The sequence below is a fragment of the Curtobacterium sp. NPDC092190 genome, assembly GCF_044755625.1.
GTDB lineage: Bacteria > Actinomycetota > Actinomycetes > Actinomycetales > Microbacteriaceae > Curtobacterium.
The window spans coordinates 1-24,177 of sequence record NZ_JBIVRJ010000002.1 but is presented as its reverse complement, the minus strand read 5'-3'; the positions used below and the strand labels follow the sequence as shown (position 1 = coordinate 24,177).

At 72.8% G+C, this 24,177-nt stretch carries 22 protein-coding genes and 1 rRNA gene; 6 read left to right on the top strand and 17 right to left on the bottom strand.

The window, feature by feature from the left end; genetic code table 11:
* Positions 1-65 precede the first annotated feature (65 nt).
* Positions 66-1,088, top strand: a complete 1,023-nt coding sequence (locus ACIQFY_RS04270; RefSeq protein ID WP_400338426.1) for an LLM class flavin-dependent oxidoreductase — start codon at positions 66-68, stop codon at positions 1,086-1,088.
* Positions 1,089-1,518: 430 nt separating this feature from the next.
* Here ACIQFY_RS04270 and ACIQFY_RS04265 read toward each other — a convergent pair whose 3' ends face one another.
* A complete protein-coding gene (locus ACIQFY_RS04265) occupies positions 1,519-3,996 on the bottom strand; it encodes a beta-glucosidase (RefSeq protein WP_400338424.1) in 2,478 nt (825 codons plus the stop codon).
* 150 nt (positions 3,997-4,146) lie between these two features.
* On the opposite strand from ACIQFY_RS04265, the gene ACIQFY_RS04260 reads away from it, so the two are divergent.
* Positions 4,147-4,749, top strand: coding sequence for a TetR/AcrR family transcriptional regulator (locus tag ACIQFY_RS04260; RefSeq protein ID WP_209685936.1), 603 nt, complete (start codon positions 4,147-4,149; stop codon positions 4,747-4,749).
* Between the two features lie 207 nt (positions 4,750-4,956).
* A complete protein-coding gene (locus ACIQFY_RS04255) occupies positions 4,957-5,823 on the top strand; it encodes an NAD-dependent epimerase/dehydratase family protein (RefSeq protein WP_400338421.1) in 867 nt (288 codons plus the stop codon).
* 23 nt (positions 5,824-5,846) lie between these two features.
* Here the strand turns inward: ACIQFY_RS04255 and ACIQFY_RS04250 are convergent, their stop codons facing one another.
* Together ACIQFY_RS04250 and ACIQFY_RS04245 are read right to left on the bottom strand one after the other, a co-directional pair.
* On the bottom strand, positions 5,847-7,481 hold the full coding sequence (locus tag ACIQFY_RS04250; protein WP_400338419.1) for a methyltransferase: 1,635 nt from the start codon (positions 7,479-7,481) through the stop codon (positions 5,847-5,849).
* The gene (locus tag ACIQFY_RS04245; protein WP_066656359.1) at positions 7,478-7,855 is read right to left on the bottom strand and encodes a helix-turn-helix transcriptional regulator; all 378 of its coding nucleotides are present in this window, start codon (positions 7,853-7,855) and stop codon (positions 7,478-7,480) included. The genes ACIQFY_RS04250 and ACIQFY_RS04245 overlap by 4 nt, the downstream gene beginning before the upstream one ends.
* A gap of 106 nt (positions 7,856-7,961) precedes the next feature.
* Between ACIQFY_RS04245 and ACIQFY_RS04240 the strand changes: the two genes are divergently transcribed.
* Positions 7,962-9,212, top strand: a complete 1,251-nt coding sequence (locus ACIQFY_RS04240; RefSeq protein ID WP_066656361.1) for an MFS transporter — start codon at positions 7,962-7,964, stop codon at positions 9,210-9,212.
* A 13-nt stretch (positions 9,213-9,225) separates the two neighbouring features.
* Here ACIQFY_RS04240 and ACIQFY_RS04235 read toward each other — a convergent pair whose 3' ends face one another.
* Positions 9,226-9,693, bottom strand: a complete 468-nt coding sequence (locus tag ACIQFY_RS04235; RefSeq protein ID WP_235426374.1) for a TIGR02611 family protein — start codon at positions 9,691-9,693, stop codon at positions 9,226-9,228.
* Between the two features lie 262 nt (positions 9,694-9,955).
* A complete protein-coding gene (locus ACIQFY_RS04230) occupies positions 9,956-10,288 on the bottom strand; it encodes a TraR/DksA family transcriptional regulator (protein WP_400338416.1) in 333 nt (110 codons plus the stop codon).
* Between the two features lie 56 nt (positions 10,289-10,344).
* Here ACIQFY_RS04230 and ACIQFY_RS04225 point away from each other — a divergent pair, with 56 nt between their 5' ends.
* Positions 10,345-11,376, top strand: coding sequence for an LLM class flavin-dependent oxidoreductase (locus ACIQFY_RS04225; protein ID WP_285844780.1), 1,032 nt, complete (start codon positions 10,345-10,347; stop codon positions 11,374-11,376).
* A gap of 15 nt (positions 11,377-11,391) precedes the next feature.
* On the opposite strand, the gene ACIQFY_RS04220 is transcribed toward ACIQFY_RS04225, so the two are convergent.
* Entirely contained in the window at positions 11,392-11,871 is a 480-nt protein-coding gene (locus tag ACIQFY_RS04220; protein ID WP_400339216.1) for an ASCH domain-containing protein, read from the bottom strand.
* Between the two features lie 129 nt (positions 11,872-12,000).
* On the opposite strand from ACIQFY_RS04220, the gene ACIQFY_RS04215 reads away from it, so the two are divergent.
* Positions 12,001-12,444, top strand: coding sequence for a DUF2510 domain-containing protein (locus ACIQFY_RS04215; protein WP_066656369.1), 444 nt, complete (start codon positions 12,001-12,003; stop codon positions 12,442-12,444).
* 404 nt (positions 12,445-12,848) lie between these two features.
* Here the strand turns inward: ACIQFY_RS04215 and ACIQFY_RS04210 are convergent, their stop codons facing one another.
* From ACIQFY_RS04210 to rrf, 11 genes are all read right to left on the bottom strand, one after another.
* Positions 12,849-13,841, bottom strand: coding sequence for a site-specific tyrosine recombinase XerD (locus ACIQFY_RS04210; RefSeq protein WP_066658700.1), 993 nt, complete (start codon positions 13,839-13,841; stop codon positions 12,849-12,851).
* Positions 13,842-13,881: 40 nt separating this feature from the next.
* Positions 13,882-14,481, bottom strand: a complete 600-nt coding sequence (locus tag ACIQFY_RS04205; protein WP_308301857.1) for a DUF1349 domain-containing protein — start codon at positions 14,479-14,481, stop codon at positions 13,882-13,884.
* A complete protein-coding gene (locus ACIQFY_RS04200) occupies positions 14,478-15,107 on the bottom strand; it encodes an NUDIX hydrolase (protein ID WP_251155667.1) in 630 nt (209 codons plus the stop codon). The genes ACIQFY_RS04205 and ACIQFY_RS04200 overlap by 4 nt, the downstream gene beginning before the upstream one ends.
* A gap of 114 nt (positions 15,108-15,221) precedes the next feature.
* Complete coding sequence (locus ACIQFY_RS04195) at positions 15,222-16,943, bottom strand: CTP synthase (RefSeq protein ID WP_066656378.1); 1,722 nt, start codon at positions 16,941-16,943, stop codon at positions 15,222-15,224.
* A 212-nt stretch (positions 16,944-17,155) separates the two neighbouring features.
* Positions 17,156-18,850: a DNA repair protein RecN gene (gene recN / locus ACIQFY_RS04190; protein WP_066656385.1), complete on the bottom strand. Its 1,695-nt coding sequence runs from the start codon at positions 18,848-18,850 to the stop codon at positions 17,156-17,158.
* The gene (locus ACIQFY_RS04185; RefSeq protein WP_066656388.1) at positions 18,847-19,770 is read right to left on the bottom strand and encodes an NAD kinase; all 924 of its coding nucleotides are present in this window, start codon (positions 19,768-19,770) and stop codon (positions 18,847-18,849) included. Before ACIQFY_RS04185 ends, recN begins: the two co-directional genes overlap by 4 nt.
* Complete coding sequence (locus tag ACIQFY_RS04180; protein ID WP_400338412.1) at positions 19,767-20,612, bottom strand: TlyA family RNA methyltransferase; 846 nt, start codon at positions 20,610-20,612, stop codon at positions 19,767-19,769. Before ACIQFY_RS04180 ends, ACIQFY_RS04185 begins: the two co-directional genes overlap by 4 nt.
* Positions 20,599-20,898 (bottom strand): hypothetical protein, encoded by a 300-nt coding sequence (locus tag ACIQFY_RS04175; protein WP_235426377.1) that lies wholly within the window; start codon positions 20,896-20,898, stop codon positions 20,599-20,601. The genes ACIQFY_RS04180 and ACIQFY_RS04175 overlap by 14 nt, the downstream gene beginning before the upstream one ends.
* A gap of 10 nt (positions 20,899-20,908) precedes the next feature.
* Positions 20,909-21,886, bottom strand: coding sequence for an HAD-IIA family hydrolase (locus ACIQFY_RS04170; protein ID WP_066656392.1), 978 nt, complete (start codon positions 21,884-21,886; stop codon positions 20,909-20,911).
* A gap of 25 nt (positions 21,887-21,911) precedes the next feature.
* Positions 21,912-22,652, bottom strand: a complete 741-nt coding sequence (locus tag ACIQFY_RS04165; RefSeq protein WP_066656394.1) for a hypothetical protein — start codon at positions 22,650-22,652, stop codon at positions 21,912-21,914.
* A gap of 1,435 nt (positions 22,653-24,087) precedes the next feature.
* Positions 24,088-24,177: ribosomal RNA gene (gene rrf / locus ACIQFY_RS04160) — 5S ribosomal RNA — on the bottom strand; the annotation flags it as partial.

Sequence of the window (24,177 nt, the reverse complement as noted above, 5' to 3'; positions counted from 1 at the left end):
GAGACGAGTCGCGCCTCCCGTCCGGCGCCCTGTCGGGAATCGATGCGCGCGCATAGACTCAGACCGTGCGCGAACTCGGCTTCCTCTCCTTCGTCCCCAACCACGGCGGCACCGCCGGTGCTGCTGCCGCCCTGGAGGACGGTCTCCGCCTGTTCGAGACGGCCGAGTCGCTCGGGTACGGCACCGGCTGGGTCCGGGGCCGCCACTTCGAGCCCTTCCTGACCAGCCCGATGACGTTCTTCGCGGCGGCCGCCCAGCGCACGAGCACCATCGGTTTCGGCACCGCCGTCCTCGGCATGCGGTACGAGGACCCGATCCGTCTCGCCGAGGACGCCAGCACCGTCGACCTGCTCAGCGACGGTCGGGTGCAGCTCGGCATCAGCACCGGGATCGCCGGGTACGGCCCGATCCTCGACCCGGTGTTCGGCGGGTCGGAACGCAGCTTCCGCGACGAGGCCGAGGTGCGTGCGGCGCGGCTGCTCGAGGTCCTGCAGGGCGAGCCGCTCGGCACCGCGGGGAAGGGCTACGAGAGCATCCCCGCCGGTGCCGACCTGGCCCTCCAGCCGCTGTCGCCCGGCCTGCGCGACCGCGTCTGGTGGGGCGGCGGCAGCAGGGGCACCGCGGTCCGCACGGCCGAGAAGGGCCTGCTGCTGCACTGCTCGACGCTCAACACCGAGGACACGGGCGCCCCGTTCGCCCAGGCACAGGCGGACCAGCTCGCCGCGTACCGCGACCGCTTTGACGAGCTGCAGGCCGCCGGCGAGCACCCCGGCCGCACGCCGAAGGTGGCGGTCGGTCGGATCGTCGTCCCGCTGCTCGACGACCGCGACCGCCGGGTGCACGAGGAGTTCCTCACCGCTTACGCGAGCGGGATGGACGACGAGGGGCGCCCCCTGAGCGGTCCGCCGTTCCGGTTCAGCAGGATCGTGTCGGGCGGTGTGGACGAGATCGTCGACACCCTGGCGGCAGACCCCGCGGTCCAGGCGACCGACGAGCTGGTGATCACCCTGCCGGCGAACGGTGACGCCGCGGCGCACGAACGCATCCTGCGGGTCGTTGCCGAGGAGATCGCCCCACGGCTGCCCTGAAGCGCGCCGACCGCTGGAGCCAGGCACCCGGCCGGGGCTCGAGTCGGGGTGGTGAGGTCCGACGAGCCCCGGGCCGGATGACCATCTCGTCCCTGATCCGTACGGGATGGTGGCACTACTCTTTCACTTTCTGAAGGATTTGTCATCATCACTTCCCCGGGAACGGGCACATGGCCAGTTGCGCACGACAACCCCTGGTCAGAAGCGGAAAGGTACGCTCTCGTACCTTTGCCCACAGGACGACGAATGCGCCCCCGCGCGGACGCGGGGACGCATTCTGGACGCACCGGGATCGACGGGGTTCCACGGCCGGATCAGGAGGCCGCTTCGCTCACACGACGATCCCTCGGTGGTGCGCGCGCCGACGGTAACCAGCCGACTGGCGCGGATTCATGCTACTGAACGCATCCACGACCGTGCGGAAATCGGCTCACTCCAGTTCGAGGGCCGCGGAACCGGCCAGGTCCGCGACCGAGGCACCGACGTGGAGCTCGAACGTCCCGGGCTCGTAGCGCCAGGCGCCGTCCCAGTGTGCGAACGCCCGGGCCGGAACCTCGATCGACACCTCGGTGGACTCCCCTGCCCCGAGCCGGACGGGCGCGAAGCCGACGAGCCAGCGAACGGGACGGTCGACCGACGACTCCGTCCGCGAGGCGTAGACCTGCACGACGTGCTTCCCGGCACGGTCGCCCGTGTTCGCCACGGTCGCGGTGACGATCGCGGCGTCACCCTCCGTCACGGTCGGCGACGCGGCCACGCCGTCGATCGTCCAGGTGGTGTAGCCCAGGCCGTGACCGAACGGGTAGGCGGGCTCGGTGCCGGCGCGCAGCCAGGCACGGTAGCCCACGTGCACGCCCTCGTCGTAGGCGACCTTGCCGTCGACCGGCGTGACGTCCTGCACCGGGACGTCGGCGAGGGTCGCCGGCCAGGTGGTGGGCAGGCGCCCGCCGGGCTCCGCGGCACCGGTCAGGACGTCGGCCAGCGCGTTGCCGTACTCCTGCCCGCCGAACCAGGTCAGGAGCACCGCGGCGACGTCGTTCCGCCAGGGCATCTCGACCGGCGAACCGGAGTTCACCACGACGACCGTGTTCGGGTTCACGGCGGCGACGGCACGGACCAGCTCGTCCTGGTGGCCCGGCAGCGCGAGCGACGAGCGGTCGTAGCCCTCGGACTCGACCTTGCTGTTCGTCCCGACGACGACGATCGCCACGTCGGCGTCGCGGGCCGTCGCGACCGCGGCCTCGACGAGTGCGGCGGGGTCGGCGTCGCTCGGCTCGGTACCGAACTGGTAGGCGAGCACACCGCCCAGCGCCTCGTCCTGCACGATGTCGTGCTCGATCCGGATCGCGAGCTGCTGCCCGGCCTCGACCGACACCGGCACCGAGCGCGCCGGCGGGTTGAGGAACGCCGCACCGAGCTGGTCCCCCTCGACCGGCACGGTCTCGTCGAGCAGGAGCTCGCCGTCGATCCACATGCGCGAGCGGCCGGCGGCACCGATGCCGATCCGTACGGTCCCCGTCGTCTCGGCGGTGTACGTCGTGGTGACGTCGAGTCGGTCGGACTCCCGGATCGGGGCGTCGCCGCCGAACCAGAACAGCGCGGTGGCACGGCGGTCCTCGACGAACAGCTCCTCGCCGCCCTTGACGAACGCCACCCGTGCGCCGGGCTCCCCCGTGGCCGGGTTCGTGATGCTGGACAGCGGGAACTCCGCGATGCCCTCCTGCACCACGGCGCCGATGGCGTGGTCGACCGTCGCGCCGGGGAAGGCCGCTCGGATGCCCTCGATGGGCGTGACGACGTGCTCCGGCACCACCGTCGCAGAACCGCCGCCCTGCGTGCGGGCCTGGTCGGCGTTGTGCCCGAGGAGCGCGATCCGCGACACCCCGGACGCATCGAGCGGCAGGATCCCGGTGTTGCGGACGAGGACGGTGCCCTCGGCCTCGGCCGTCCGCACGAACGCGACGCCGTCCTCGACGTGCACCGGCTGCGCGGCCACGGGCTCGAAGCCCTCGAGCGCGCCGACGCGGGCGGCGAGGGTCAGGATGCGGCGGACCTTGCGGTCGACGGCCTCCATCGGGACCTCGCCCGACTCGACCGCCTGCAGCAGGGGCCCCTGGCTCCACCAGGGGTTCGGCCCGGGCATCGCGACGTCCTGCGACGCCTTCGCCGACTCCACCGAGCGGACGCCGGTCCAGTCGGACACGACGATGCCGTCGAAGCCCCACTCCGAGTTGAGCGGTGTCTCGAGCAGGTCGTTCTCGGACGCGGTGACGCCGTTGATCGCGTTGTAGGACGACATGACCGCCCAGGCGTGCGCCTCGGTCACGGCCTTCTCGAACGCGAGCAGGTACAGCTCACGGAGTGCACGGTCCGACACCTCCGTCGACGCGGTGAACCGGTCGGTCTCGTAGTCGTTCGCGATGTAGTGCTTCGGGGTCGCGGCGACGCCGTTCTCCTGCACGCCGTCGACGTAGGACGCGGCGAGGTCGCCGGTCAGCAGCGGGTCCTCGCTGAACGCCTCGAAGTGGCGACCACCGAGGGGCGAGCGGTGCAGGTTGATCGTCGGGCCGAGGACGACGTCGACGCCCTTCCGGCGGGCCTCGACCGCCGCGGCGGCACCGTAGCGCTTCGCGATCGCGCGGTCCCAGCTCGCCGACAGGGCGGTGGCGGACGGCAGGTTGAGCGACGGATCGCGCTCGTCCCAGACCTCGCCGCGCACGCCGGACGGACCGTCGGACATCAGGATGCGGCGCAGCCCGATCTTCTCGACCGGCCAGGTCGTCCAGAAGTCGCGCCCGGTCAGCAGCTGGACCTTCTCCGCGGTCGTCAGCTGTCCGACGAGCGCGGCGATGCGCTCGTCCAGCGGCGACGCGGCGGTCGGCCGGGAGGCGCGGGTGGTGTCGTCCACGGTGGTCACGATGGTCGGTCCCTTCGTTGTGCGACGCAGGCGACGGGGCAGGACCTCCGCGCGCCATCGTCGGCGGCTGCGGGCAGCGTAGCACCCAAAACCTATCGGGAGTAGGTTTGTTGGGTCTCGAACCCGCTGTACGCTCGCGCCATGGCACGACGGGGTTCGTACGCGAAGGGGATCGCGAAGCGCGAGGAGATCCTCACGGTCGCGCTCGACCTCGTCGCGCAGCAGGGGTTCCGGCGCACGAGCATCAAGGACATCGCCGACGCGGTCGGGCTCACCCAGGCCGGGCTGCTGCACTACTTCGACTCGAAGGACGACCTCTGGGTGGAGATCCTCCGTCGCCGCGACGAGGTCGACCTGGCGCACGACTGGGGCACCGCCGCCGAGGACCCCGGTGCGTTCCTCGCGGCGATCGTCCGGCACAACACCGAGGTCCCGGGCCTCGTGCAGATGTTCGTCAACCTGTCCGCCGCCGCGGCCACCGACGACGAGCACCCCGCGCACGAGTACTTCCGCGAGCGCTACGAGCGCAGCCGGAGCGACTTCGCCCGGGACTTCCGCACCATGCAGCAGGACGGCCGGCTCCGCTCCGACGTGGACACCGAGCAGCTGGCGAGCGTGCTCCTGGCGATCTCCGACGGCATGCAGATCCAGTGGCTGTACGACCCGTCGCGGGATATGGCCGACCACGTCGAGCTCGTCGCACGGCTCGCGGTCGCACAGTCCGTCACGCCCGCCCCGGCCTGACGCCGGCACCCCGGCCCGCCGCGCTCCCGCCGCGCTCGACCGCTCCGGCCCCGGGCTGCGTCGGCCGCATCGCCTGCGTCGCCTGCTTCGCCTGCTTCGCCTGCGCCGCCCGGACAGGTACCGCCAGTGCCTGGTCCCCGCTCGGGCGCGCACGGCAGGATGGGGTCCGGCCGACCAGGCCGTCCGACGACGATGTGGAGTGACGCGATGACGCGTGTTGTGGTGACCGGAGGCAGCGGGAAGCTCGGACGGGCGGTCGTCCGCGACCTCGACGAGCACGGGTACGACGTGGTCCTGCTCGACCGGGTGCCCTCCCCCGACAAGCCGGAGCGGGTGCCCTTCGTCCGCATCGACCTGAGCGACTACGGCCAGGTGCTCGGGGCGCTCACGGGCATCGACGACCGCTACGACCGCGTCGACGCCGTGGTGCACCTCGCCGCCGTACCGGCCCCCGGACAGGTGCCCGACGTCGCCCTCATCACGAACAACGTGACCGCGTCGATCAACGTCTTCCACGCCGCCCGTGTCGCCCGGATCAAGAACGTCGTGTGGGCGTCGAGCGAGACCCTGCTCGGCATCCCGATGGGCGAGCACCACCCGCCGTACCTGCCCGTCGACGAGGAGTTCGCGGTCCGCCCGCAGTCCTCGTACTCGCTCGGCAAGGCGGTCGAGGAGGAGATGGCCCGCCACTTCACCCGCTGGGACCCGGAGCTCAAGATGATCGGGCTGCGCTTCTCGAACGTCATGGACGAGACCGACTACCCGTCGTTCCCGTGGGACGCCTCCCCCGAGGCGAAGACCTTCAACCTGTGGTCGTACATCGACTCGCGCGACGGTGCGCTTGCCGTGCGGCGGTCGCTCGAGGCCGAGCTCACCGGGTTCGAGGCGTTCGTGATCGCAAGCCCCGACACCGTGATGGACACCCCGACGATCGAGCTCGTGGAGCGCTTCGTGCCGGACATCGAGCGCCGTGCGGACATCGACGGCACGAGCTCCCTGCTCTCGAGCGAGAAGGCCCGCGAGCTCCTCGGCTACGCCCCCGAGCACACCTGGCGGAACCACCGCTCGCGCTGACCGGAGGGAGGCGCGGGGCGGCCTCAGGACGTCGGCGCGAGCAGCAGGCCGTCCAGCACCAGGTCGCGCACGCGCGGCAGCAGGTCTGCCACGAGCGCGTCCTCGTCCACGCCGGTGATCTGCGCGATGGCGCCGACGATCGCCGCGACCGACAGCTCCCCGTCGCAGGCACCCACGAACGCGGCGAGCGCCGTGTCCGCGTCCACCCGACGGCCGAAGCCACCGCCCTGCACGAGCGTGATCACGGTCGGGTCGTCGTTCCCGGGCCAGTAGTGCCGCTCCTCGGTCACGTCACCGGCGACCCGCAGATGGGCGGCGGCGAGCGCCTCGTCGTCGTGCGCCTCGAGCCACCCGGTGGCGTCGAGCACCCGTGCGACCGTCGCGCCGAGCCCCACGGGGTTGGAACCGAGCGCCTCGGGGACCCGCTCGGTGCGGCGGAGGCGAGCCGTACCTCCCGGCCGACCGATCTCCGTTGCCGACGCCGACGCACGCCGGACGACCACGTACCCGAAACCGACCCCGGTGACCCGCCGGGTCGCGAAGTCGTCGAGCCAGGCGTCCACGAGCCGGTCGAACCCGTCCGTGCCGGGCTTCGTGCCGCCGTCGCGGATCCAGGTCTCGGCGTAGGCGGGCGGGTCCTCGCGCTCCCGCTCGACGACCCACAGGTCGAGGTCCTCGGCGTCCGCGAACCACGAGCGCACCCGGTCGAGCCCGTCGACGCCCCAGCGGTACTCCCAGTTGCCGAGCAGCTGCGCGGTCCCGCCGGGTGCGAGGTGGTCGGCGAGCCCGCGGAGCACGGTCTCGACGAGCGCGTCGCCGACCATGCCGCCGTCGCGGTACTCGTAGGAGGGCACGTCGTCGCGACGCGGGGTGATGACGAACGGCGGGTTCGACACGATCCGGTCGAACCGCTCGCCCGCCACCGGCTCGTACAGCGACCCGAGCCGGAACTCGATGCCGTCGATGCCGTTGAGCGCCGCGTTGAACCGGGCGATGTCGAGCGCACGGCGGGAGATGTCCGTGGCGACGACCTCGTCGGCGAAGCGACGGGCGTGCATGGCCTGGATCCCGCACCCGGTCCCGAGGTCGAGCACCCGTCGGACCGGCACCGGGACCTGGAGCCCGGAGAGCGTGGTGGTCGCGCCGCCGATGCCGAGCACGTGTTCCTCGCCCAGTGCGGTGCCGAGCGCGAGCTCCCCGAGGTCGGAGACGATCCACCAGCTGCCGGCGCCGAGGTCGTCGACGAAGGCGTAGGGCCGCAGGTCGACGGTCGGGTGGACCAGGAGGTGGTCGGCGTCGGGAGCACCGGCGTCGTCCGTGTCGTCGTCGATCCGGAGCAGACCGGCCGCGAGCACCGCGTCGAGCCCGGCCGTCGGGAACGCCTGCTCGGCATCGCTCCGGTCGACCGGCAGGCCGAGCACGAACAGCGTCGCGAGCGTGGTCAGCGGCGTGGTGTCCCGCGCGGCGAGCGCCCGCAGCGCGGCGACCCGGGAACCGCGGTGCAGCGATGCAGCGGCCTCGGTGCCCCAGAGTGCGTCGATGCGGTCGACGGTGAAGCCCGCGGCGTCGAGGTCGGCGGCGAGCGCCGTCGTCACCGCGGGGACGGTCGTGATCGTCGGGAGCTCGTGGGCGATCGGACCGCGGGGCCGGCCGGTCACGCGGGGACCTCCTCGCGCATGACGGTCGCGGGGACCTGCCACGCGGCCACCAGGTCGAGGAGCCCGGGGAAGCGCTGCTGCACGTCCTCGACCCGGACCCGGCTCGACCGCGTCAGTCCCTCCTGGTGCTGCTCGAGCAGGCCGGCCTCGCGCAGGACGCGGAAGTGGTGCGTCAGCGTCGACTTCGGTCGGTCGACCCCGACCCACCCGCAGCTGCGGACGCCACCGGCGGCGTCGACCAGGTAGCGGTGCAGGATCGTCAGCCGGATCGGGTCGCTCAGTGCGTCGAGCACGACGGGCAGGTCCATCTCGGCGACGGTCGGCTGCGGCAGGCGTTCTGGGGCGACGACGGAGTCCACGGGCGCGGCGGGCATGCGACGACGGTAGCACCGCGCTGGCAGTAGTACGACTTGCGTCGTACTGGTGCACTGCTGTACGAATGCTGTCGTACAGCAGTCGATCCGGCCGGAAGGTGCCACCATGCAGTCAGCACGCGGAGTCGCGGGGTTCTGGATCCTCGCCGCCATGCTCTTCGTGGCGATGGCCTCGTCCTCGGTCCCGTCGCCGATCTACCCCGTCTACGCCGCCGAGTGGGACCTCACGCCGCTCATGCTCACGGGGGTGTTCGCGATCTACGTCGCCGGACTCCTCGTCACCATGCTCGTCGCCGGTCGGCTGTCCGACCACGTCGGCCGGAAGCCCGTGCTCGTCGCCGGCGGACTGCTGCTCGTCGTGTCGCTCGTGCTGTTCACCGGCGCCGACGGGTTCACGGCCCTCGTGGTCGACCGGATCGTGCAGGGCGTCGCGGTCGGGCTGCTCATCGGCGCCCTCGGTGCAGCGCTCATCGACAACTCGCTCGAGCGCTTCCCCTCGCTCGCGGGCGTGCTGAACGGTGCCGTCCCACCCTTCGCCCTGGCGACCGGCGCGGTGTCGAGCGGCGCCCTCGTGGAGTGGGGCCCGGCACCGGAGCAGCTCGTCTACGTGCTCTTCGGTGCGCTCCTGCTGCTGCTCGTCGCCGCCCTGGTCGTCGTGCCCGAGCGGGTCACGCGCCGACCGGGTGCACTCCGCTCCCTCCGCCCGACCGTGTCCGTCCCGCGGGCGTCGCGGGCGCTCTTCCGCGGCGTCGCCGGGGCGCTCGTCGCCAGCTGGGCACTGGGCGGGCTGTTCCTGTCGCTCGTGCCGTCGGCCCTCGGCGCGGTGTTCGGCATCCACGACCACTTCGCAGCCGGGGCTCTCATCGCCGTCGTCACCGGCGTCGGCGGACTCACCGGTCTCGCCATCCAGCGCCTCGACACACGTCGGAGCCTGTTCCTCGGGCTCGTCGCGCTCATCGTCGGCCCGGTCGTCACCGTGACGTTCGTGTTCGCGCACTCGCTGCCCGGGCTCGTCGTCGGCAGCGCGATCGCGGGCGTCGGCTTCGGCGCGGGCTTCCAGGCACCCCTGCGGATGCTGCTCGCCACCGCGGCGCCGACGCACCGCGCCGGACTCCTGTCGTCGGTCTACATCGTCAGCTACCTGGCGTTCGGCGTACCCGCCGTCGTCGCGGGACTCGTCGAACCGGCGTTCGGCTTCGTGCCGGTGCTCGCCGGCTACGGCGCCTTCATCGTCCTCGCCGCGGCGATCGCCCTCGTGCTGCAGCTCGCGTCACGCAGCGCGGCCGGGGTCGAGGAGCGCGCCGCCGAGGCCGTCGAGCGCACCGCGACCGGTTCCGTCCGGACCGTCGCCGAGTAGCGCTGCGCGAGGGCTAGTGCCCGGCCCGCGCCCGGTTCGGTCGCTGTGCGCGGACCCCGGTGCTGCGGTGTGCGTCGGCGTGCGCCGCGTCGACGTCGGCCTTGCCGCGGTCGGCCGCCCTCCGCAGCCACTGCGGTCCGTGCGCCTTCGCCCAGTCCCAGAAGCGGTGGAGCTGCGCGCGCAGCCACGTGATGATGCGGTGGAAGAAGTGGAACTCGCTCGCCAGGATCGTCAGGCCGATGAAGACCACGAGCCACCCCGGACCGGGCAGCGGCACGAGGATGAGCCCGATCACCACGACGAGTCCGCCGACGATCCCGACGAGCACCTTGTAGAACAGGTGCCACCCCGGCCGCGCGTGGATCCAGGCGCGCATCCGACGGAACCACCGGAAGCGGTGGTGCCGGTCGTCGGCGTCGGTCTCGGGAGCCGTGGTGTCGGCACGCACGACCGCGTCGGGTCGCTCGTGGGTGTCGTCCATGGCGGCAACCTAGGGCGCGCGGCTGGGAAACGGCGGCGCAACCGGTCCACGCGACGTGAGCGGTGGGACGGGCGGACACCGCGCCTCCCGGCCGTCACGGGCCTCGACCCACCGGCGCCCTCGTTCCGTCGAGACGCCGCGGTCTCGTCGCGACGGCGTCGGATGCAACGGCGTTCTGCGCGCCCCGCGGCGTCTCGCGCAGCCGGGGCCGTGTCGCGCACGCCGCTGCCCCGTCAGCGGGCCCCGTCTGCCTGGAGGCTCGTCACGCGTGCGCGACGCACGTCGCGGCCCACGGGACCGCGGCGAGACGGGCCTCCGGGATCGGTTCGCCGCCGACGGCGCACCGCCCGTAGGTGCCGGCGTCGAGCCGCGCGAGCGCGGCGTCGACCAGGCGTATGCGTTCCCGGGCGTCGTCGCGCACCGCACCGAGCGACCCGCGCTCCCAGGCGAGGGTCGCACCCTCGGGGTCGTGCTCGTCGTCCGCGTTGGCGTCCTGGCGCGCGTCGCTGACGTCCCGCATGCTGCGCTCGACGTCGGCGAGCAGCCGCTCGTTGCGCCGCCGTTCGTCGGTGAGCGCGGTGCGGGGGTCGTCCATGCCGACGACCGTAGTCGCGTCGGAATGCGGCCGCAGCAGCATGCGTTCGCATCGGCATGACGAAGATCGGGTTCCTGTCCTTCGGGCACTGGCGCGACGTGCCGGGCTCGCGTGTGCGCAGCGGCCGCGAGGCCCTCGTGCAGGCGATCGACCTCGCCGTCGCGGCCGAGGAAGCGGGCGTCGACGGCGCGTACTTCCGCGTGCACCACTTCGCTCCGCAGCAGGCGGCGCCGTTCCCCCTGCTCTCGGCGATCGCCGCCCGGACCAGCCGCATCGAGATCGGCACCGGCGTGATCGACATGCGCTACGAGAACCCGCTCTACATGGCCGAGGAAGCCGCGGCCACCGATCTCATCTCGGGCGGCCGACTGCAGCTCGGTGTCTCGCGGGGATCACCCGAGACCGCCCTCGCCGGCTACCAGCAGTTCGGCTACGTGCCCGAGGCGCACGACACCAGCGGCGGCGACATGGCACGCTCCCACACCGACGTGTTCCGTCGTGCGATCGCCGGCGAGCCGATGGCACACGCGAACCCGCAGATGACCGGGTCGGCCGGGTCGCTGTCGGTGTCCCCGCTGTCGGACACGCTGCCCGACCGGATCTGGTGGGGTGCCGGGACCCGCGCGACCGCCGAGTGGACGGCCGAGCAGGGCATGAACCTCATGTCGTCGACCCTGCTCACCGAGGACACCGGCGTGCCGTTCGACCAGCTGCAGGCCGAGCAGATCGAGCGATTCCGGACGACGTGGCGCGAGATGGGCTGGGAGCGGACGCCCCGGGTCTCGGTGTCGCGCAGCATCATCCCGATCACCGACGACGAGTCGCGGCACTACTTCGGCGTGCGGGCGCAGGTCGAGGGGCAGGACCAGGTCGGGCACCTCGACGGCGGGCTCGCCCGCTTCGGTCGCTCCTACATCGGGGAGCCGGAGCAGCTCGTGGCCGAACTCGCCGCCGACGCCGCGGTCCGGGCTGCCGACACCGTGCTCGTCACCGTGCCGAACCAGCTCGGCGTGGACTTCAACGCCCGGCTGCTCGCAGCGACGAAGGCCGTCATGGACGAGGTCGACGCCGCGACCGTCCCCGCGTAGGTCGGGTCGTCCGGCTCACGCCCCGGCGGGCGCTTCCGGCCAGAGCATGCGGAAGCGCTCGCACAGCACCGGCATGTCCGGTTCGTACCCGCGCGGGTTCTCGGAGTGCTCACGCCAGTAGCGCTCGTGCGCCGCGCGCCAGTACGCGAGGGTGCGGTCCCCCTCGCCCTCGGCGCGGGCGTGCTCCTCGCCGACCTGGTCGAACGGGACGACCCGCAGGTCCGTCGTCTCGATCACGGCCCGGGGCTCGCCCCGCCCGTCGAGGATGACGCTGAGCTCGCCGACCTCGGGCAGCGGGTCGCCCGTCGCCTCGTAGTCCCACATCGACGACGCCGTGCCGTCCTTGATCCCGCGGAGCACCAGGTCGAGCAGTCCGTCGGCGTGGTCCGGCGTCGCGCCGAACGCCCACGCCTCCGGCACGGCCTCGGGCAGCTCCGGTGCCTCGTCGCGGCGGGCGGCCCAGAAGGCGGACAGGGTCTCGGCGTCGGCGGTGATCACCGCACGACCGTAGCGCAGGTGCGACCGGTCCCCCTTGTTGCCGACACCCGCTGTGGGACTGTGGCCCTGCCTCCCGGCTGCGTAGCGTCGACCTGCACCATCCACCGCACCCTCGAGGAGCACCCCGTGACGCTGCCGGCCGCCGGCTGGTTCCCGGACCCCCAGGACGCCCACCGCCTCCGGTGGTGGGACGGCCACGCGTGGGGCGGGGCGACGCGGGTGCTCCCGGCACGGCAGGAGCCCGTCGCACCGGTCGTCGTCGCACCGGTCGGGCCGTCGTTCTCCGTCGAGGGTGCAGCGGTGCGCACCGGGTCGTGGGCGTCCGGCGGGTCCGTGCAGCGGGTCGGGGCGGCGGCGCTCGTGGCGGTCCTGCTCGCGGTCGTGTCGATCGTCTGGAACCCGGTCGGCATCGCGAGCACGCTGGCCGTCGTCACGGGCGTCCTCGCGATCGTGCGTCCCGGCGCGACCGGCGGCTGGCGGGCGCTGTGGCGGAGCGCCGCGGCGAGCGCCCTCGTGGTCGCGGTCGCCACGGGCGTGGTCGCTGCGTCCGCGCAGTTCCACCTGTTCTGAGCGCTGCGGGCGCAGCGCTACCGCCGCGCCCGCGGCGCTCGCGCGCTCGGCGCTCGGCGCTCGGCGCGCCGCGCGCCGCACCACGGGAAGCACGTCGCGCCAGGGTTCTCCATGGCGCGACGTGCTTCCGGTTGTGCCCGAGCACGTCGCGCCGCACGTCACCCCGGCCCCGCCTCCGGCCCCGGTCGGCCGCCCGGCAGGCCGGCCGGCAGGCCGGCAGGCCGGCCGCAGCGCTACCGCCGCGCCCGCGGCGCTCGGCGCGCCGCACCACGGGAAGCACGTCGCGCCACGGTTCTCCATGGCGCGACGTGCTTCCGGTTGTGCCCGAGCACGTCGCGCCGCACGTCACCCCGACCCCGCCTCCGGCCCCGCCCGGCCGGCCCCGGCCCCGCCCGGGCGCAGCGCTACCGCCGCGCCCGCGGGTGCGCCGTCTGGTAGACGTCGCGCAGCATGTCGGCCGTGACGAGCGTGTAGATCTGCGTCGTCGCGACGCTCGCGTGCCCGAGCAGCTCCTGCACGACCCGCACGTCCGCGCCGCCCTCGAGCAGGTGCGTCGCGAACGAGTGCCGGAACGTGTGCGGTGACACGTGCGCCGCCAGTCCGGCCCGCTCCGCCGCCGCCTGGATCACGAGCCAGGCGCTCTGCCGCGACAGCCGCGCACCACGGGCGCCGAGGAACAGCGCCGGGGTCGACGGCCCACGCGCCGCGAACACCGGCCGGGCCCGGACGAGGTAGGCGTCGACCGCGGCCCGCGCGAAGCTGCCGAGCGGCACGATGCGCTGCTTGTTCCCCTTGCCGGTGACCTTCACGACCGCGAGCCCGTCGCCCTCGTCGTCCTCGGGGTCGGACAGCGTCGCGACGTCGTCCACCGACAACCCGACGGCCTCGGAGATGCGCGCTCCCGTGGCGTAGAGCAGCTCGAGGAGCGCCCGGTCCCGCAGCTGCACGGGGTCGTCGTCCGCCGAACCCGCGGCGCCGAGCAGTCGCTCCATGTCGTGCACCGAGATCGCCTTCGGCAGCCGTGACGGCGCCTTCGGTGGCCGGACGGCCGTGGCGGGGTCGAGCGGCAGCCAGCCCTCGGCGGCCGCGAACGCGGTGAAGGACCGCACCGAGCTGAGCATCCGGGCGACCGACCGGGGCGCGAGCGGTTGCTCCGGTCGCGAGGTCAGGTGCGTGACGAACCCGGCGACGTCCGCGCGGGCGAGGCGTGCGACGTCCGTCAGCGCCTCCGCTCCCCCGGCCCGGTCCGCGCCCGCGGAGTCGACCGCCGGCGTCGAGGCGAGCCACTCCGCGAAGACCGCCAGGTCCCGCCGGTAGGCCGCCACCGTGTGCTGCGACAGTCCCCGCTCGACGGCGACGTGCCGCAGGTAGGTGTCGGTGGCACGGTCGAGGGGGATCACCCGACAAAACTAGTGCGGGACCGCCCTGCGGAGTTCGTCAGTGCAGCCCGGCGTCCGGCTCGCCGAAGCGGCAGGCGGTGAAGGTCACCGTGAGCCCGGCCCGGGTGGGTGCGGCGCAGAACAGGCCGGCCGACACGACGGCGTCCGGGTCGAGGTGCGCGACCCGCACCAGCCGGGGCTCCTCGCCGTCGGCCCAGGCCCGGACCGTCACGGCGTCACCGGAGCGGCTCGCGCGCACCGTCACGACCCGCCCGGTCCAGGACGGCACGGGCGCGACGGACCAGTCGGACGTCCCGTGCGTCACGACGGCCCCGACCTGCGGCAGCCCGTCGGAGAACTCCACGCCCGCCTTCACCCACTCCTGCTCGTCGACCCGCAGGAACACCCCGGCCTGGTCGAACTGCTCCGCGAAGTCGAGGACGAACGAGACCTCCACGGCGAACGCGCCGTCGGTGGGTCGGAGGAGCGCGTGCTCCGAGTCGTGGACGAACCCGTACGAGGTCGTCCGCCAGGCATCGCTGCCCTCCTCCGCGGTCACGAGCAGGGCGGCACGATCGACGACGGGTTCGACGGCGACGGGCTCGTGCGTCCAGAGCCCGTCCCGCAGCAGGGCACCGAGCCCGCTGTCGGCCGTCACGCCGTCGCGTCCCGCTCGACCGCGTCCCGCTCGACCGCGCCGCGCTCGACCGCGCCCCGCTCGATCGCATCGACCGCGAGGGTCGCGACGACGAGCGCCGAGTTCTGCAGGCGGCCCGCGAGGATCCCCTCGACGAGCTCCGCCCGCGGCACCCATCGGGTCACGATGTCCGCCTCCTCGGCCTCACGCTCGAACGCGGACGCCGTCGCACGGACCCCACGGGCCCGGTAGACCTGGATGAACTCGTCGCTGCCGCCCGACGAGGTGTTGTACCGGACGAGGGGCTCCCAGTGGTCCGCCTCGAGGTCGGCCTCTTCCCCGAGCTCCCGCTGCGCGGCGGTGAGGTGGTCCTCGCCCTCGTGGTCGAGGAGCCCGGCCGGCAGCTCCCAGTCGCGCAGCTGCACGGGGTGGCGGTACTGCTGGATGACGAGCACACGGCCCTCGTCGTCCTCCGCGAAGACGGCGACGGCGCCCGTGTGGTCGATGTACTCGCGGACCATGTCGTGCCCGTCGTAGTCGACGTGGTCACGGCGGACGTCCCAGACGGCACCCTCGTACACGACGGTGGAGTCGGTGACCTCGTACGAGGCGTGTTCGTCGGCGATCGGTGCGTCAGCGGCAGTCACCAGCCCATCCTGGCACGCGGCTCCGTCAGCCCTCCCCGGGACGGACGGGAGGCGCGGTGCCAGCTGGCACCGCGCCTCCCGTCAGCGACAGCGCGCGTTCAGCGACAGCGCGCGTTACGCGACGACCTCCGCCGACTCCTCGGCCGGGTCGAACAGGCTGGACGCCTCGTGGCGCGCGATCGCCGCGTCCACCAGCCCGGCGAACAGCGGGTGCGCGTTCGTCGGACGCGAGCGCAGCTCCGGGTGTGCCTGCGTGGCGATGTAGAACGGGTGCACGTCGCGCGGCAGCTCGACGTACTCGACCAGGGTGCCGTCGGGCGAGGTACCCGAGAACACCAGGCCGGCGTCCGCGATCTGCTGACGGTAGGTGTTGTTCACCTCGTAGCGGTGACGGTGGCGCTCCGAGGCCTCGGACGCACCGTAGAGCTCGGCCGCGAGCGACCCGTCGGTGAAGTGCGCCGGGTACAGGCCGAGGCGCATCGTGCCGCCCATGTCGCCACCGGCGATGATGTCGACCTGCTCCGCCATGGTCGCGATGACCGGCGTCGAGGTCTCCGGGTCGAACTCGGTGCTCGACGCGTCGGTCAGGCCGGCCTCGTGGCGGGCGTACTCGATGACCATGCACTGCAGGCCGAGGCACAGGCCGAGCGTCGGGATGCCCTGCTCACGCGCGAACCTGAGCGCGCCGAGCTTGCCCTCGATGCCGCGGACTCCGAAGCCGCCGGGGACGCAGATGCCGTCGACGTCACCGAGCTGCTTCGCGGCACCCTCGGGCGTCGTGCAGTCGTCGGACACGACCCACTTCAGCGTGACCTTCGCATTATGGGCGAAGCCACCGGCGCGCAGGGCCTCGGTGACCGACAGGTAGGCGTCCGGCAGGTCGATGTACTTGCCGACCAGGGCGATCGTCACGTGCTTCTTCGGCTCGTGCACCGCGTCGAGGACCGGGTTCCACGCCGACCAGTCGACGTCGTGCGCGTCGAGCTTCAGCGCGTCGATGATGACCTGGTCGAGGCCCTGGTCGTGCAGCAGCGTCGGCAGGTCGTAGATCGAGGGGACGTCGACCGCGTTCACCACGGCGTCCTCGTCCACGTCGCACATGAGGGCGATCTTGCGCTTGTTCGACTCCGACACCGGGCGGTCCGAGCGGAGCACGAGGGCGTCCGGCTGGATGCCGATCGAGCGGAGCGCGGCGACGGAGTGCTGCGTCGGCTTGGTCTTCTGCTCGCCCGAGGCGCTCATGAACGGCACGAGCGACACGTGCACGAAGAACACGTTGTTGCGGCCGAGCTCGTGGCGGACCTGGCGGGCGGACTCGATGAACGGCTGGGACTCGATGTCACCGACCGTGCCGCCGACCTCGGTGATGATGACGTCGGGCTGCGGGTCGTTCTCGGCCTGCTCGCGCATCCGACGCTTGATCTCGTCGGTGATGTGCGGGATGACCTGGACGGTGTCGCCGAGGTACTCGCCGCGCCGCTCCTTGGCGATCACGCTGGAGTACACCTGACCGGTCGTGACGTTCGCGGCCTGCGACAGGTTGATGTCGAGGAAGCGCTCGTAGTGCCCGATGTCGAGGTCCGTCTCGGCACCGTCGTCGGTCACGAAGACCTCGCCGTGCTGGAACGGGTTCATGGTGCCCGGGTCCACGTTGAGGTACGGGTCGAGCTTCTGCATGACGACCTTGAGGCCGCGCGCCGTGAGCAGGTTGCCGAGGCTGGCCGCCGTCAGGCCCTTGCCGAGGGACGAGACGACCCCGCCGGTCACGAAGATCTGCTTCGTGACCTTCGGGGTCGAGGTCGAAGAATTGGTTCCGCCGCTGAGAGTGTCCGCCACGGGGTTCCATCGTACGTCAGAACTGCCGGGAGGCGCGACCCGCGTTCGCCGCGGGCGTTGCGCCCGCCGACCGGTCACCCCCGCCGTCCCCGCAGGACGCAACGTCGGCGACTGTGCGCAGCGCTGTACCGCTGCGCGGAGCCGCCCTCGTTGCGTGTTGCGGACGAGGGCGGAGGGACGGGGCGGGGCGTGCCTCCAGGCCGGACCGTTGGCTAGGCGCGCTGGCCGGCGACGTCGAGGAGCTCGCGCGCGTGCTCGATGCCGCTCGCGCTGTCGCCCAGGCCGGAGAGCAGGCGGGCCATCTCCTGGAGCCGGTCCTCGCCCTCGAGCCGGCGCACGCTCGACGAGGTCACGGCGCCGCTGGCGTCCTTGACGACGTTGAGGTGGTTGTTCGCGAACGCGGCGACCTGGGCGAGGTGCGTGACGACGATGACCTGCGTCCGCTCGGCGAGCTTCGCGAGCCGCCGACCGATCTCGATCGCCGCGGCTCCGCCGACGCCGGCGTCGACCTCGTCGAACACGAAGGTCGGGACGGTCGTGCTGCCGGCCATGACGACCTCGATCGCGAGCATCACGCGCGAGAGCTCGCCGCCGGACGCGCCCTTGCCGATCGGGCGGGGGTCGGTGCCGGAGTGCGGCTGGAGCAGGATCGCGACCTGGTCGCGCCCGTGTCGGCGGTACTCGCCGCCGTCGGTGACCTCGACCACCAGGGTCGCGCCGGCCATCGCCAGCGTCCGGAGTTCCGCGGTGACCCGCTTCGCGAGGTCGCCCGCGGCCTTCGTGCGGGCCGCGGTCAGCGCGGCGGCCGTCTGCGCGAGGGCCTGCTCGTCCTGCTCGACGCTCTGCTGCAGCGCGACGATGCGGTCGTCGTCACCGTCCAGCTCCAGCAACCGGTCGCTCGCCCGCTGGCCGTACGCGATCACGTCGTCGACCGTCTCGCCGTACTTGCGCGTCAGGTTCGCCAGGAGTGCCCGGCGTTCGTTGACGAGCTCGAGGTCGTGCCCGGCGTCCGGCTCCAACGAGCCGAGGTAGCTGGACAGGCCGGCGGATGCGTCCGAGGCCTGGATCCCGAGTTCGGTCAGCTGCTCGAGCACGGGCTGGAGGGCCGGGTCGGACCCGGCGACGCGCTCGACGGCCCGGCGTGCCGCCTCGACCAGTCCGACGACGTCGGCGACCCCGTCGAGGGACTCGCTGGACAGTGCCTCGTGGGCGGTGCCGGCGGCCAGGCGGAGCTCCTCGAGGTTGCCGAGGCGTTCGGCGCGTTCGGCGAGCTCGACGTCCTCGCCGGGCTGCGGGTCGACCGACTCGATCTCGTCCGACGCGGCGCGGATGCGTTCGGCCTCGGCGACGCGGTCGTCGCGGTCCCGCACGAGCGTCTCGAGCTCGCCGGCGTGCGCCTGCCAGGTGTCGTAGGCGGCGACGTAGGCACCGAGTGCCCGCTGCACAGCCCTGCCGCCGAAGCCGTCGAGGGCGGCGCGCTGCGCCGAGGCCGACGTCAGGCGGATCTGGTCCGACTGCCCGTGCACGGTCACCAGCTGGTCGGCGAGCTCGCCGAGCACCGCGACCGGGGCACTGCGGCCACCGACCGTCGCACGGCTGCGGCCCTCCGCCGAGACCGTGCGGGTCAGGATGAGCTCGCCGTCCTCGACGGTCCCGCCCGCGTCCTCGACACGCTCCGCGACGGCGGCGTGGTCCGGGACGTGCCAACGCCCCTCGACCACCGCGCTGGAGGCGCCGCGGCGCACGGAGCCGGCATCCGCCCGGGCACCGAGCAGCAGCCCGAGCGCCGTGACGATCATGGTCTTGCCCGCACCGGTCTCGCCGGTGACGACGGTGAAGCCGGGTCCGAGCTCGAGCGTGGTCTCGCCGATGACGCCGAGGTCGGAGATGACGATCTCCTCGATCATGCGTCGTCCTCGGTCGCCGGACCGCGCCAGCCCGCGACGGGCAACTGGAACTTGGCGACCAGCCGGTCGGTGAAGGGCGCGTCCTTCAGCCGGGCGACCCGGACGGGGTCGGGCGATCGACGGACCTCGACCCGGGCACCCGGCGGCAGGTCGTGGGTGCGACGGCCGTCGCACCACAGGACACCGACGCCGCTCGTGCGCCGGAGGACCTCGATCGCGAGGGTGCAGTCCGGCCCGACGACGATCGGACGCGAGAACAGGGCGTGCGCGCTGAGCGGCACCATGAGCAGGGCGTCGACGTCCGGCCAGACGATCGGGCCGCCGCCGGAGAACGAGTAGGCCGTGGACCCCGTGGGGGTGGCGACGACGACGCCGTCGCAGCCGAAGGACGACAGCGGCCGACCGTCGACCTCGGTGACGACCTCGAGCATGCGCTCGCGGGAGGCCTTCTCGATCGTCGCCTCGTTCAGCGCCCACGACGAGTAGACGACCTCGTGCCCGACGACCACGTCGACCTGGAGCGTCACACGCTCCTCGACCTTGTAGTCGCCGACGAGGGCACGCTCGACCGTGGCCCGCAGCCCGTCGCGCTCGCTCTCGGCCAGGAAGCCGACGTGTCCGAGGTTCACGCCCACGATCGGGGCGCGCGTCCCCCGCACGAGTTCGGCGGCACGGAGGATCGTGCCGTCCCCGCCGAGGACGATGACGATCTCGAGGGCGTCGGCCTGCACGTCGACACCCAGGATGTCGACCTGGCCGACCGAGGCCTCGGCCCGTCGGACGTCGGCGTACTCGTCGAACGGCATCACCGGGGTGAGTCCGGCGGCGTGCAGCAGGTCGCAGACCTCGACGGCGGCGTCGATGGAGTCCTGTCGGCCCGTGTGGGAGACGAGCAGGATGTGCCGGTCGTCGTCGCTCATGCAGCCCCTTCGGTGAGTTCGGTGGCCCGACCGATCCACGCTGTCGGGTTCCCCCATCCTGCCGGATGACCCCCGACACCACGCTGGAAGTGCGCGAGGTACTCGTGGTTGCCGTGCGTGCCGACGATCGGCGATGCGGTCAGCCCGACCGTCCCGAGGCCCGCGTCCCACGCCGACCAGAGCACGTTCATGAGCGCGTCGTTCCGCAGGGCGGGGTCGCGCACGATGCCCTCGCGCACACCACCACGGCCGACCTCGAACTGCGGCTTCACGAGCAGCACGAAGTCGTCCGCGGGCACGGCGACCGCCAGCACGGGCAGGACGATGCGCAGGGAGATGAAGGACAGGTCCCCGACGACCAGGCTCGTGCGGGGCGCTGCGTCGTCGAGCGCCGCGTAGGTGTCCGGCGTGAGGTCACGGGCGTTGCACCCCTCGACCACACGCACCCGCTCGTCGATGGCGACCACCGGGTCGAGCTGACCGTGCCCGACGTCGAGGGCGACGACGCGGGCGGCTCCGTGGTGGAGCAGCACCTGCGTGAATCCTCCGGTACTGGCGCCCACGTCGAGCACGACGCGCCCGCTCGGGTCGACGTCGAAGGCCTCGAGGGCACGGACGAGCTTCCGCGCCGCACGCGACACCCACTCGTCCTCGGTGTCGACGACGAGCTCGGCGTCCGGCGCGACCGGGGCCGACGGCTTCACGACCGCCGTGCCCCCGACCGTCACGCGGCCGGCCTGGACCAGCTTCGCCGCGGCAGTCCGTGACCTGACCAGCCCGCGGGCGGCGAGCAGTGCGTCCAACCGGACCGGGCGGGCCTCGTCGTGCTCAGGCACCGGCACCGCCGTCTCCTCGTCCGCTCCCCCACACCTGCGTGGCGCCGGCAGCGCGACCCGAGCTGTGCCCCTGCGGTGCCTGGCCGCTCTCGAGGCGGGTGCGCAGGTCGTCGTGCAGCGCGGCGAAGGCGTCGGCGCGCTCGGGCAGGGGCAGCGCCTCGGCAGCCGCGGTGCGTTCCGCGAAGCCATCCGGCTGCTGCGCGGGCAGTCGGTGCTCGCCCGGCTGCTGCTGCTCGCCCGGTTGCTGCTGCTCACCCTGCTCCTGCTCGGGCGGCTGCTGCGGGTGGGGCACGTCGGTCACGCTACTCGCCGCCGTACAGCTTCGGGTCGACGTCGAGGCCGTAGATCGCCAGTCCGGACTCCCAGATCAGCGCCGCTCCGGCGCGGAGCAGGTCGATCGGGGTCCCGCTGTCGAGCACCCGGACGACGTGCCCGTGCATCGCGACCGTGGCGCCGCCGACCGTGACGTACCGGGTGCCGTCCGGGTCCTGCCGCCGCACCGTCACCGGGTACGGCTCGGACAGCCCACGGAGGTCCTGCAGGACGTACGTCGGACGCGAGCGCTGGTCGGCCGCGAGCACCTGCTTCGCCTGGTCGATGCCCGTCAGTACGAGCACGCTCGGGATGCCGGCGTCGTTCGCGCCCTTGATGTCCGTGTCGAGCCGGTCGCCGATGAACAGCGGGTGCTCGCCGCCGAAGCGGGCGATCGCGGCGTCGAAGATCGGTCGCTCCGGCTTGCCCGCCACCACCGGCATCCGCCCGACGGCCTGGTGCACCGCGGACACGAGCGTGCCGTTGCCGGGCGCGATGCCACGCTCGACCGGGATCGACCAGTCCATGTTCGTCGCCACCCACGGCACGTCCGGATCGGCGAGGGCGAAGGAGGCCTCTGCCAGGTGCGTCCACCCGAGGTCCGGCGAGAACCCCTGGATGACCGCTGCCGGAGCGTCGTCGGCGCTCGTCGTCACGGTGAAGCCCGCCTCCTCGACGATGCTCGTCAGCCCGAGGCCGCCGGTGACCAGCACGGTGGACCCGGCCGGCACCAGCGTCTCGAGCAGCCGCACGCCCGCCTGCGACGAGGTCACGACGTCGTCGGCGGTCACCTCGAGGCCGTAGCCCTCCAGGTGCTCCGCGACGTCGGACGGCCGACGAGAGGCGTTGTTCGTGATGTAGCCGACCCGAGCCGTCAGCGACGCCCGTGTCAGGGCCTCGACAGCGTGCGGGATCGCGTTGCGTCCGCGGTACACGACACCGTCGAGGTCGGTGAGGACGACGTCCACACCGTCCGTCGGCGGCCTCGGGACGTCAGTCGGCTGCGGAGCCGTCGACGTCGCGGGGGTTGTCGTCGTCGATCTCGCCGAGGTCGTCGTCGGGGTCGACGTCGTCGCCGAGCTGGTCGGTGTCGTCGAGCGCTCCGGTCCCGTGCTCGTCACCGGCGACGGACTCGTCACCGACGACGGCGTCGTGCTCGTCGTGTCCTTCGACTTCTTCCTCGACCACATCGACAGTCTCCCATGCGTTCTCGTCGGCGATCTCGGCCAGGGCGGCGGCAGCCCGGTCGACCCGCGCCCACCACTCGTCGGCCTCGTCCTGGCGGCCGAGCTCCTCGAGCGTGGCCGCGTAAGCACTGTAGAGGGCCGGCGACCAGCTGTACGCCGTGGTCGGGTCGAGCTGCGGGATCTCGAGCTCGCCGAGCGCGGCCGTCGGGTTGCCCAGGTCGATCCGGGCACCGGACATCGCGATCGCGAGCTCCACCTGCACCGCCGTGTCCAGCGCGGCGCGGTCGACCGACCGGCCGAGCTCGAGCGCCCGCTCCGGACGTCCGAGACCCCGCTCGCAGTCGACCATCATCGGCAGCTGGTCGTTCTTGCCGGAGATGCGACGGTAGGTGCGCAGCTCACGGAGCGCCGTGGCGAAGTCGCCCGTCCGGTACGCGGTGATCGCCGCGGTCTCGCGGACGACCGCCACACGACCGGCTCGACGCGCAGCGCTCAGCGCGTGCAGGTTGGCCGTCTCCGGGTCCTCGTCGACGAGCAGCGCCGCCATGACGAGGTGCTTCGCGACCCACTCGGCGTTGTCCTTGCTGAGCGTCTTGAGCTCGGCGCGGGCAGCCGGGTCGAGGTCCCGCGGCGAGACGCTCTCGTCGATCTCGGGGTCCTCGTGTCGCGGACGGACGGAACGCGTGCCGTACGGGTCACGGTCCTCCCAGTCGTCACGGGCAGCCTCGCCGAAGCGTGCGCCGGCATGACGGGAGCCATCGCCGAACCGAGGGCGGTCGCCCCGGTCGTCGTCGCGGCGGGGGCGGTCGTCGCCACCGCGGAACGGACGACGCTCACCACCGTCACGCTGCGGACGACGGTCATCGCCACCACGGAACGGACGACGGTCATCGCCGTCACGCTGCGGACGGCGATCGTCGCCACCACGGAACGGACGACGGTCATCACCGTCACGCTGCGGACGGCGATCGTCGCCACCACGGAACGGACGACGCTCGCCACCGTCACGCTGCGGACGACGGTCGTCGCCACCACGGAACGGACGACGCTCGCCACCGTCACGCTGCGGACGACGGTCATCGCCGCCACGGAACGGACGACGGTCGTCGCCACCGTCACGCTGCGGCCGACGGTCGTCGCCACCACGGAAGGGCGCGCGGTCGTCACGACCACGGAAGGGACGATCACCATCACGCTGCGGACGACGGTCGCCACCGTCACGCTGCGGACGACGGTCGTCGCCACCACGGAAGGGCGCGCGGTCATCGCGACCGCGGAAGGGACGATCACCATCACGCTGCGGACCACGGTCGCCACCGTCACGCTGCGGACGACGGTCGTCGCCACCACGGAAGGGCGCGCGGTCATCGCGACCACGGAAGGGACGATCACCATCACGCTGCGGACGACGGTCGTCGCCGCCACGGAACGGACGGCGGTCACCATCACGGCCCGGGCGGTCAGCGCCTCGAGGACCGTCACCGCGGGGCGGACGCCCCGTACCGTCGCGGTCACCCTGCCGAGCCGGCCGACGGCCACCGTCACTGAAGGACCGGTCGCCCTCGCGGAAGCCCCGACGGTCGTCACGATCACTCCGGCCGGCGTCGCGGGCTGGACGGTCACCGTCCCGTCGCGCACGATCCCCCTCGCGACGCTCGAAGTCGCGCGGCCCGGACGACCAGCGGCTGCCTTCGCGCCGCTCCCCGCGATCCCGGTCGTTGCGCTGCTGCTCGTCGTCGTTCGCCACCGTTGCTCCTCATCGCGTGCCCGTGCTCGAATGCGCCGGGCGATCGTCCGCTGTGTCGTTGTGGGGGGGTGCCGCACGGTCGTCCGTGCCCACTGCTGGGCCCAGTCCATCACGAACCGGACCGCGAGTCGAGCGACCTACGGCGGAAACAGATGTGGCCACCGGCCTCCACGAGAACGAGGGTCTCCCCTACGAGTTCTCGATGGAGGGCCGATGGCCACATCACTTACGTTGAGTCCGGCGGCGTCCTACTCTCCCACAAGGTCCCCCTTGCAGTACCATCGGCGCTGAGAGGCTTAGCTTCCGGGTTCGGAATGTGACCGGG

Bases quoted from the DNA above. Each gene is read 5' to 3' on its own strand.
- ACIQFY_RS04235 (WP_235426374.1), bottom strand. From the start codon at position 9,693: ATGGACGACACCCACGAGCGACCCGACGCGGTCGTGCGTGCCGACACC.
- ACIQFY_RS04245 (WP_066656359.1), bottom strand. From the start codon at position 7,855: ATGCCCGCCGCGCCCGTGGACTCCGTCGTCGCCCCAGAACGCCTGCCG.
- ACIQFY_RS04240 (WP_066656361.1), top strand. From the start codon at position 7,962: ATGCAGTCAGCACGCGGAGTCGCGGGGTTCTGGATCCTCGCCGCCATG.
- ACIQFY_RS04260 (WP_209685936.1), top strand. From the start codon at position 4,147: ATGGCACGACGGGGTTCGTACGCGAAGGGGATCGCGAAGCGCGAGGAG.
- ACIQFY_RS04165 (WP_066656394.1), bottom strand. From the start codon at position 22,652: ATGGCGGCGCTGCTCGTCGACGAGGACCCGGAGACGGCCAACCTGCAC.
- ACIQFY_RS04225 (WP_285844780.1), top strand. From the start codon at position 10,345: ATGACGAAGATCGGGTTCCTGTCCTTCGGGCACTGGCGCGACGTGCCG.
- ACIQFY_RS04185 (WP_066656388.1), bottom strand. From the start codon at position 19,770: ATGAGCGACGACGACCGGCACATCCTGCTCGTCTCCCACACGGGCCGA.
- recN (WP_066656385.1), bottom strand. From the start codon at position 18,850: ATGATCGAGGAGATCGTCATCTCCGACCTCGGCGTCATCGGCGAGACC.
- ACIQFY_RS04230 (WP_400338416.1), bottom strand. From the start codon at position 10,288: ATGGACGACCCCCGCACCGCGCTCACCGACGAACGGCGGCGCAACGAG.
- ACIQFY_RS04255 (WP_400338421.1), top strand. From the start codon at position 4,957: ATGACGCGTGTTGTGGTGACCGGAGGCAGCGGGAAGCTCGGACGGGCG.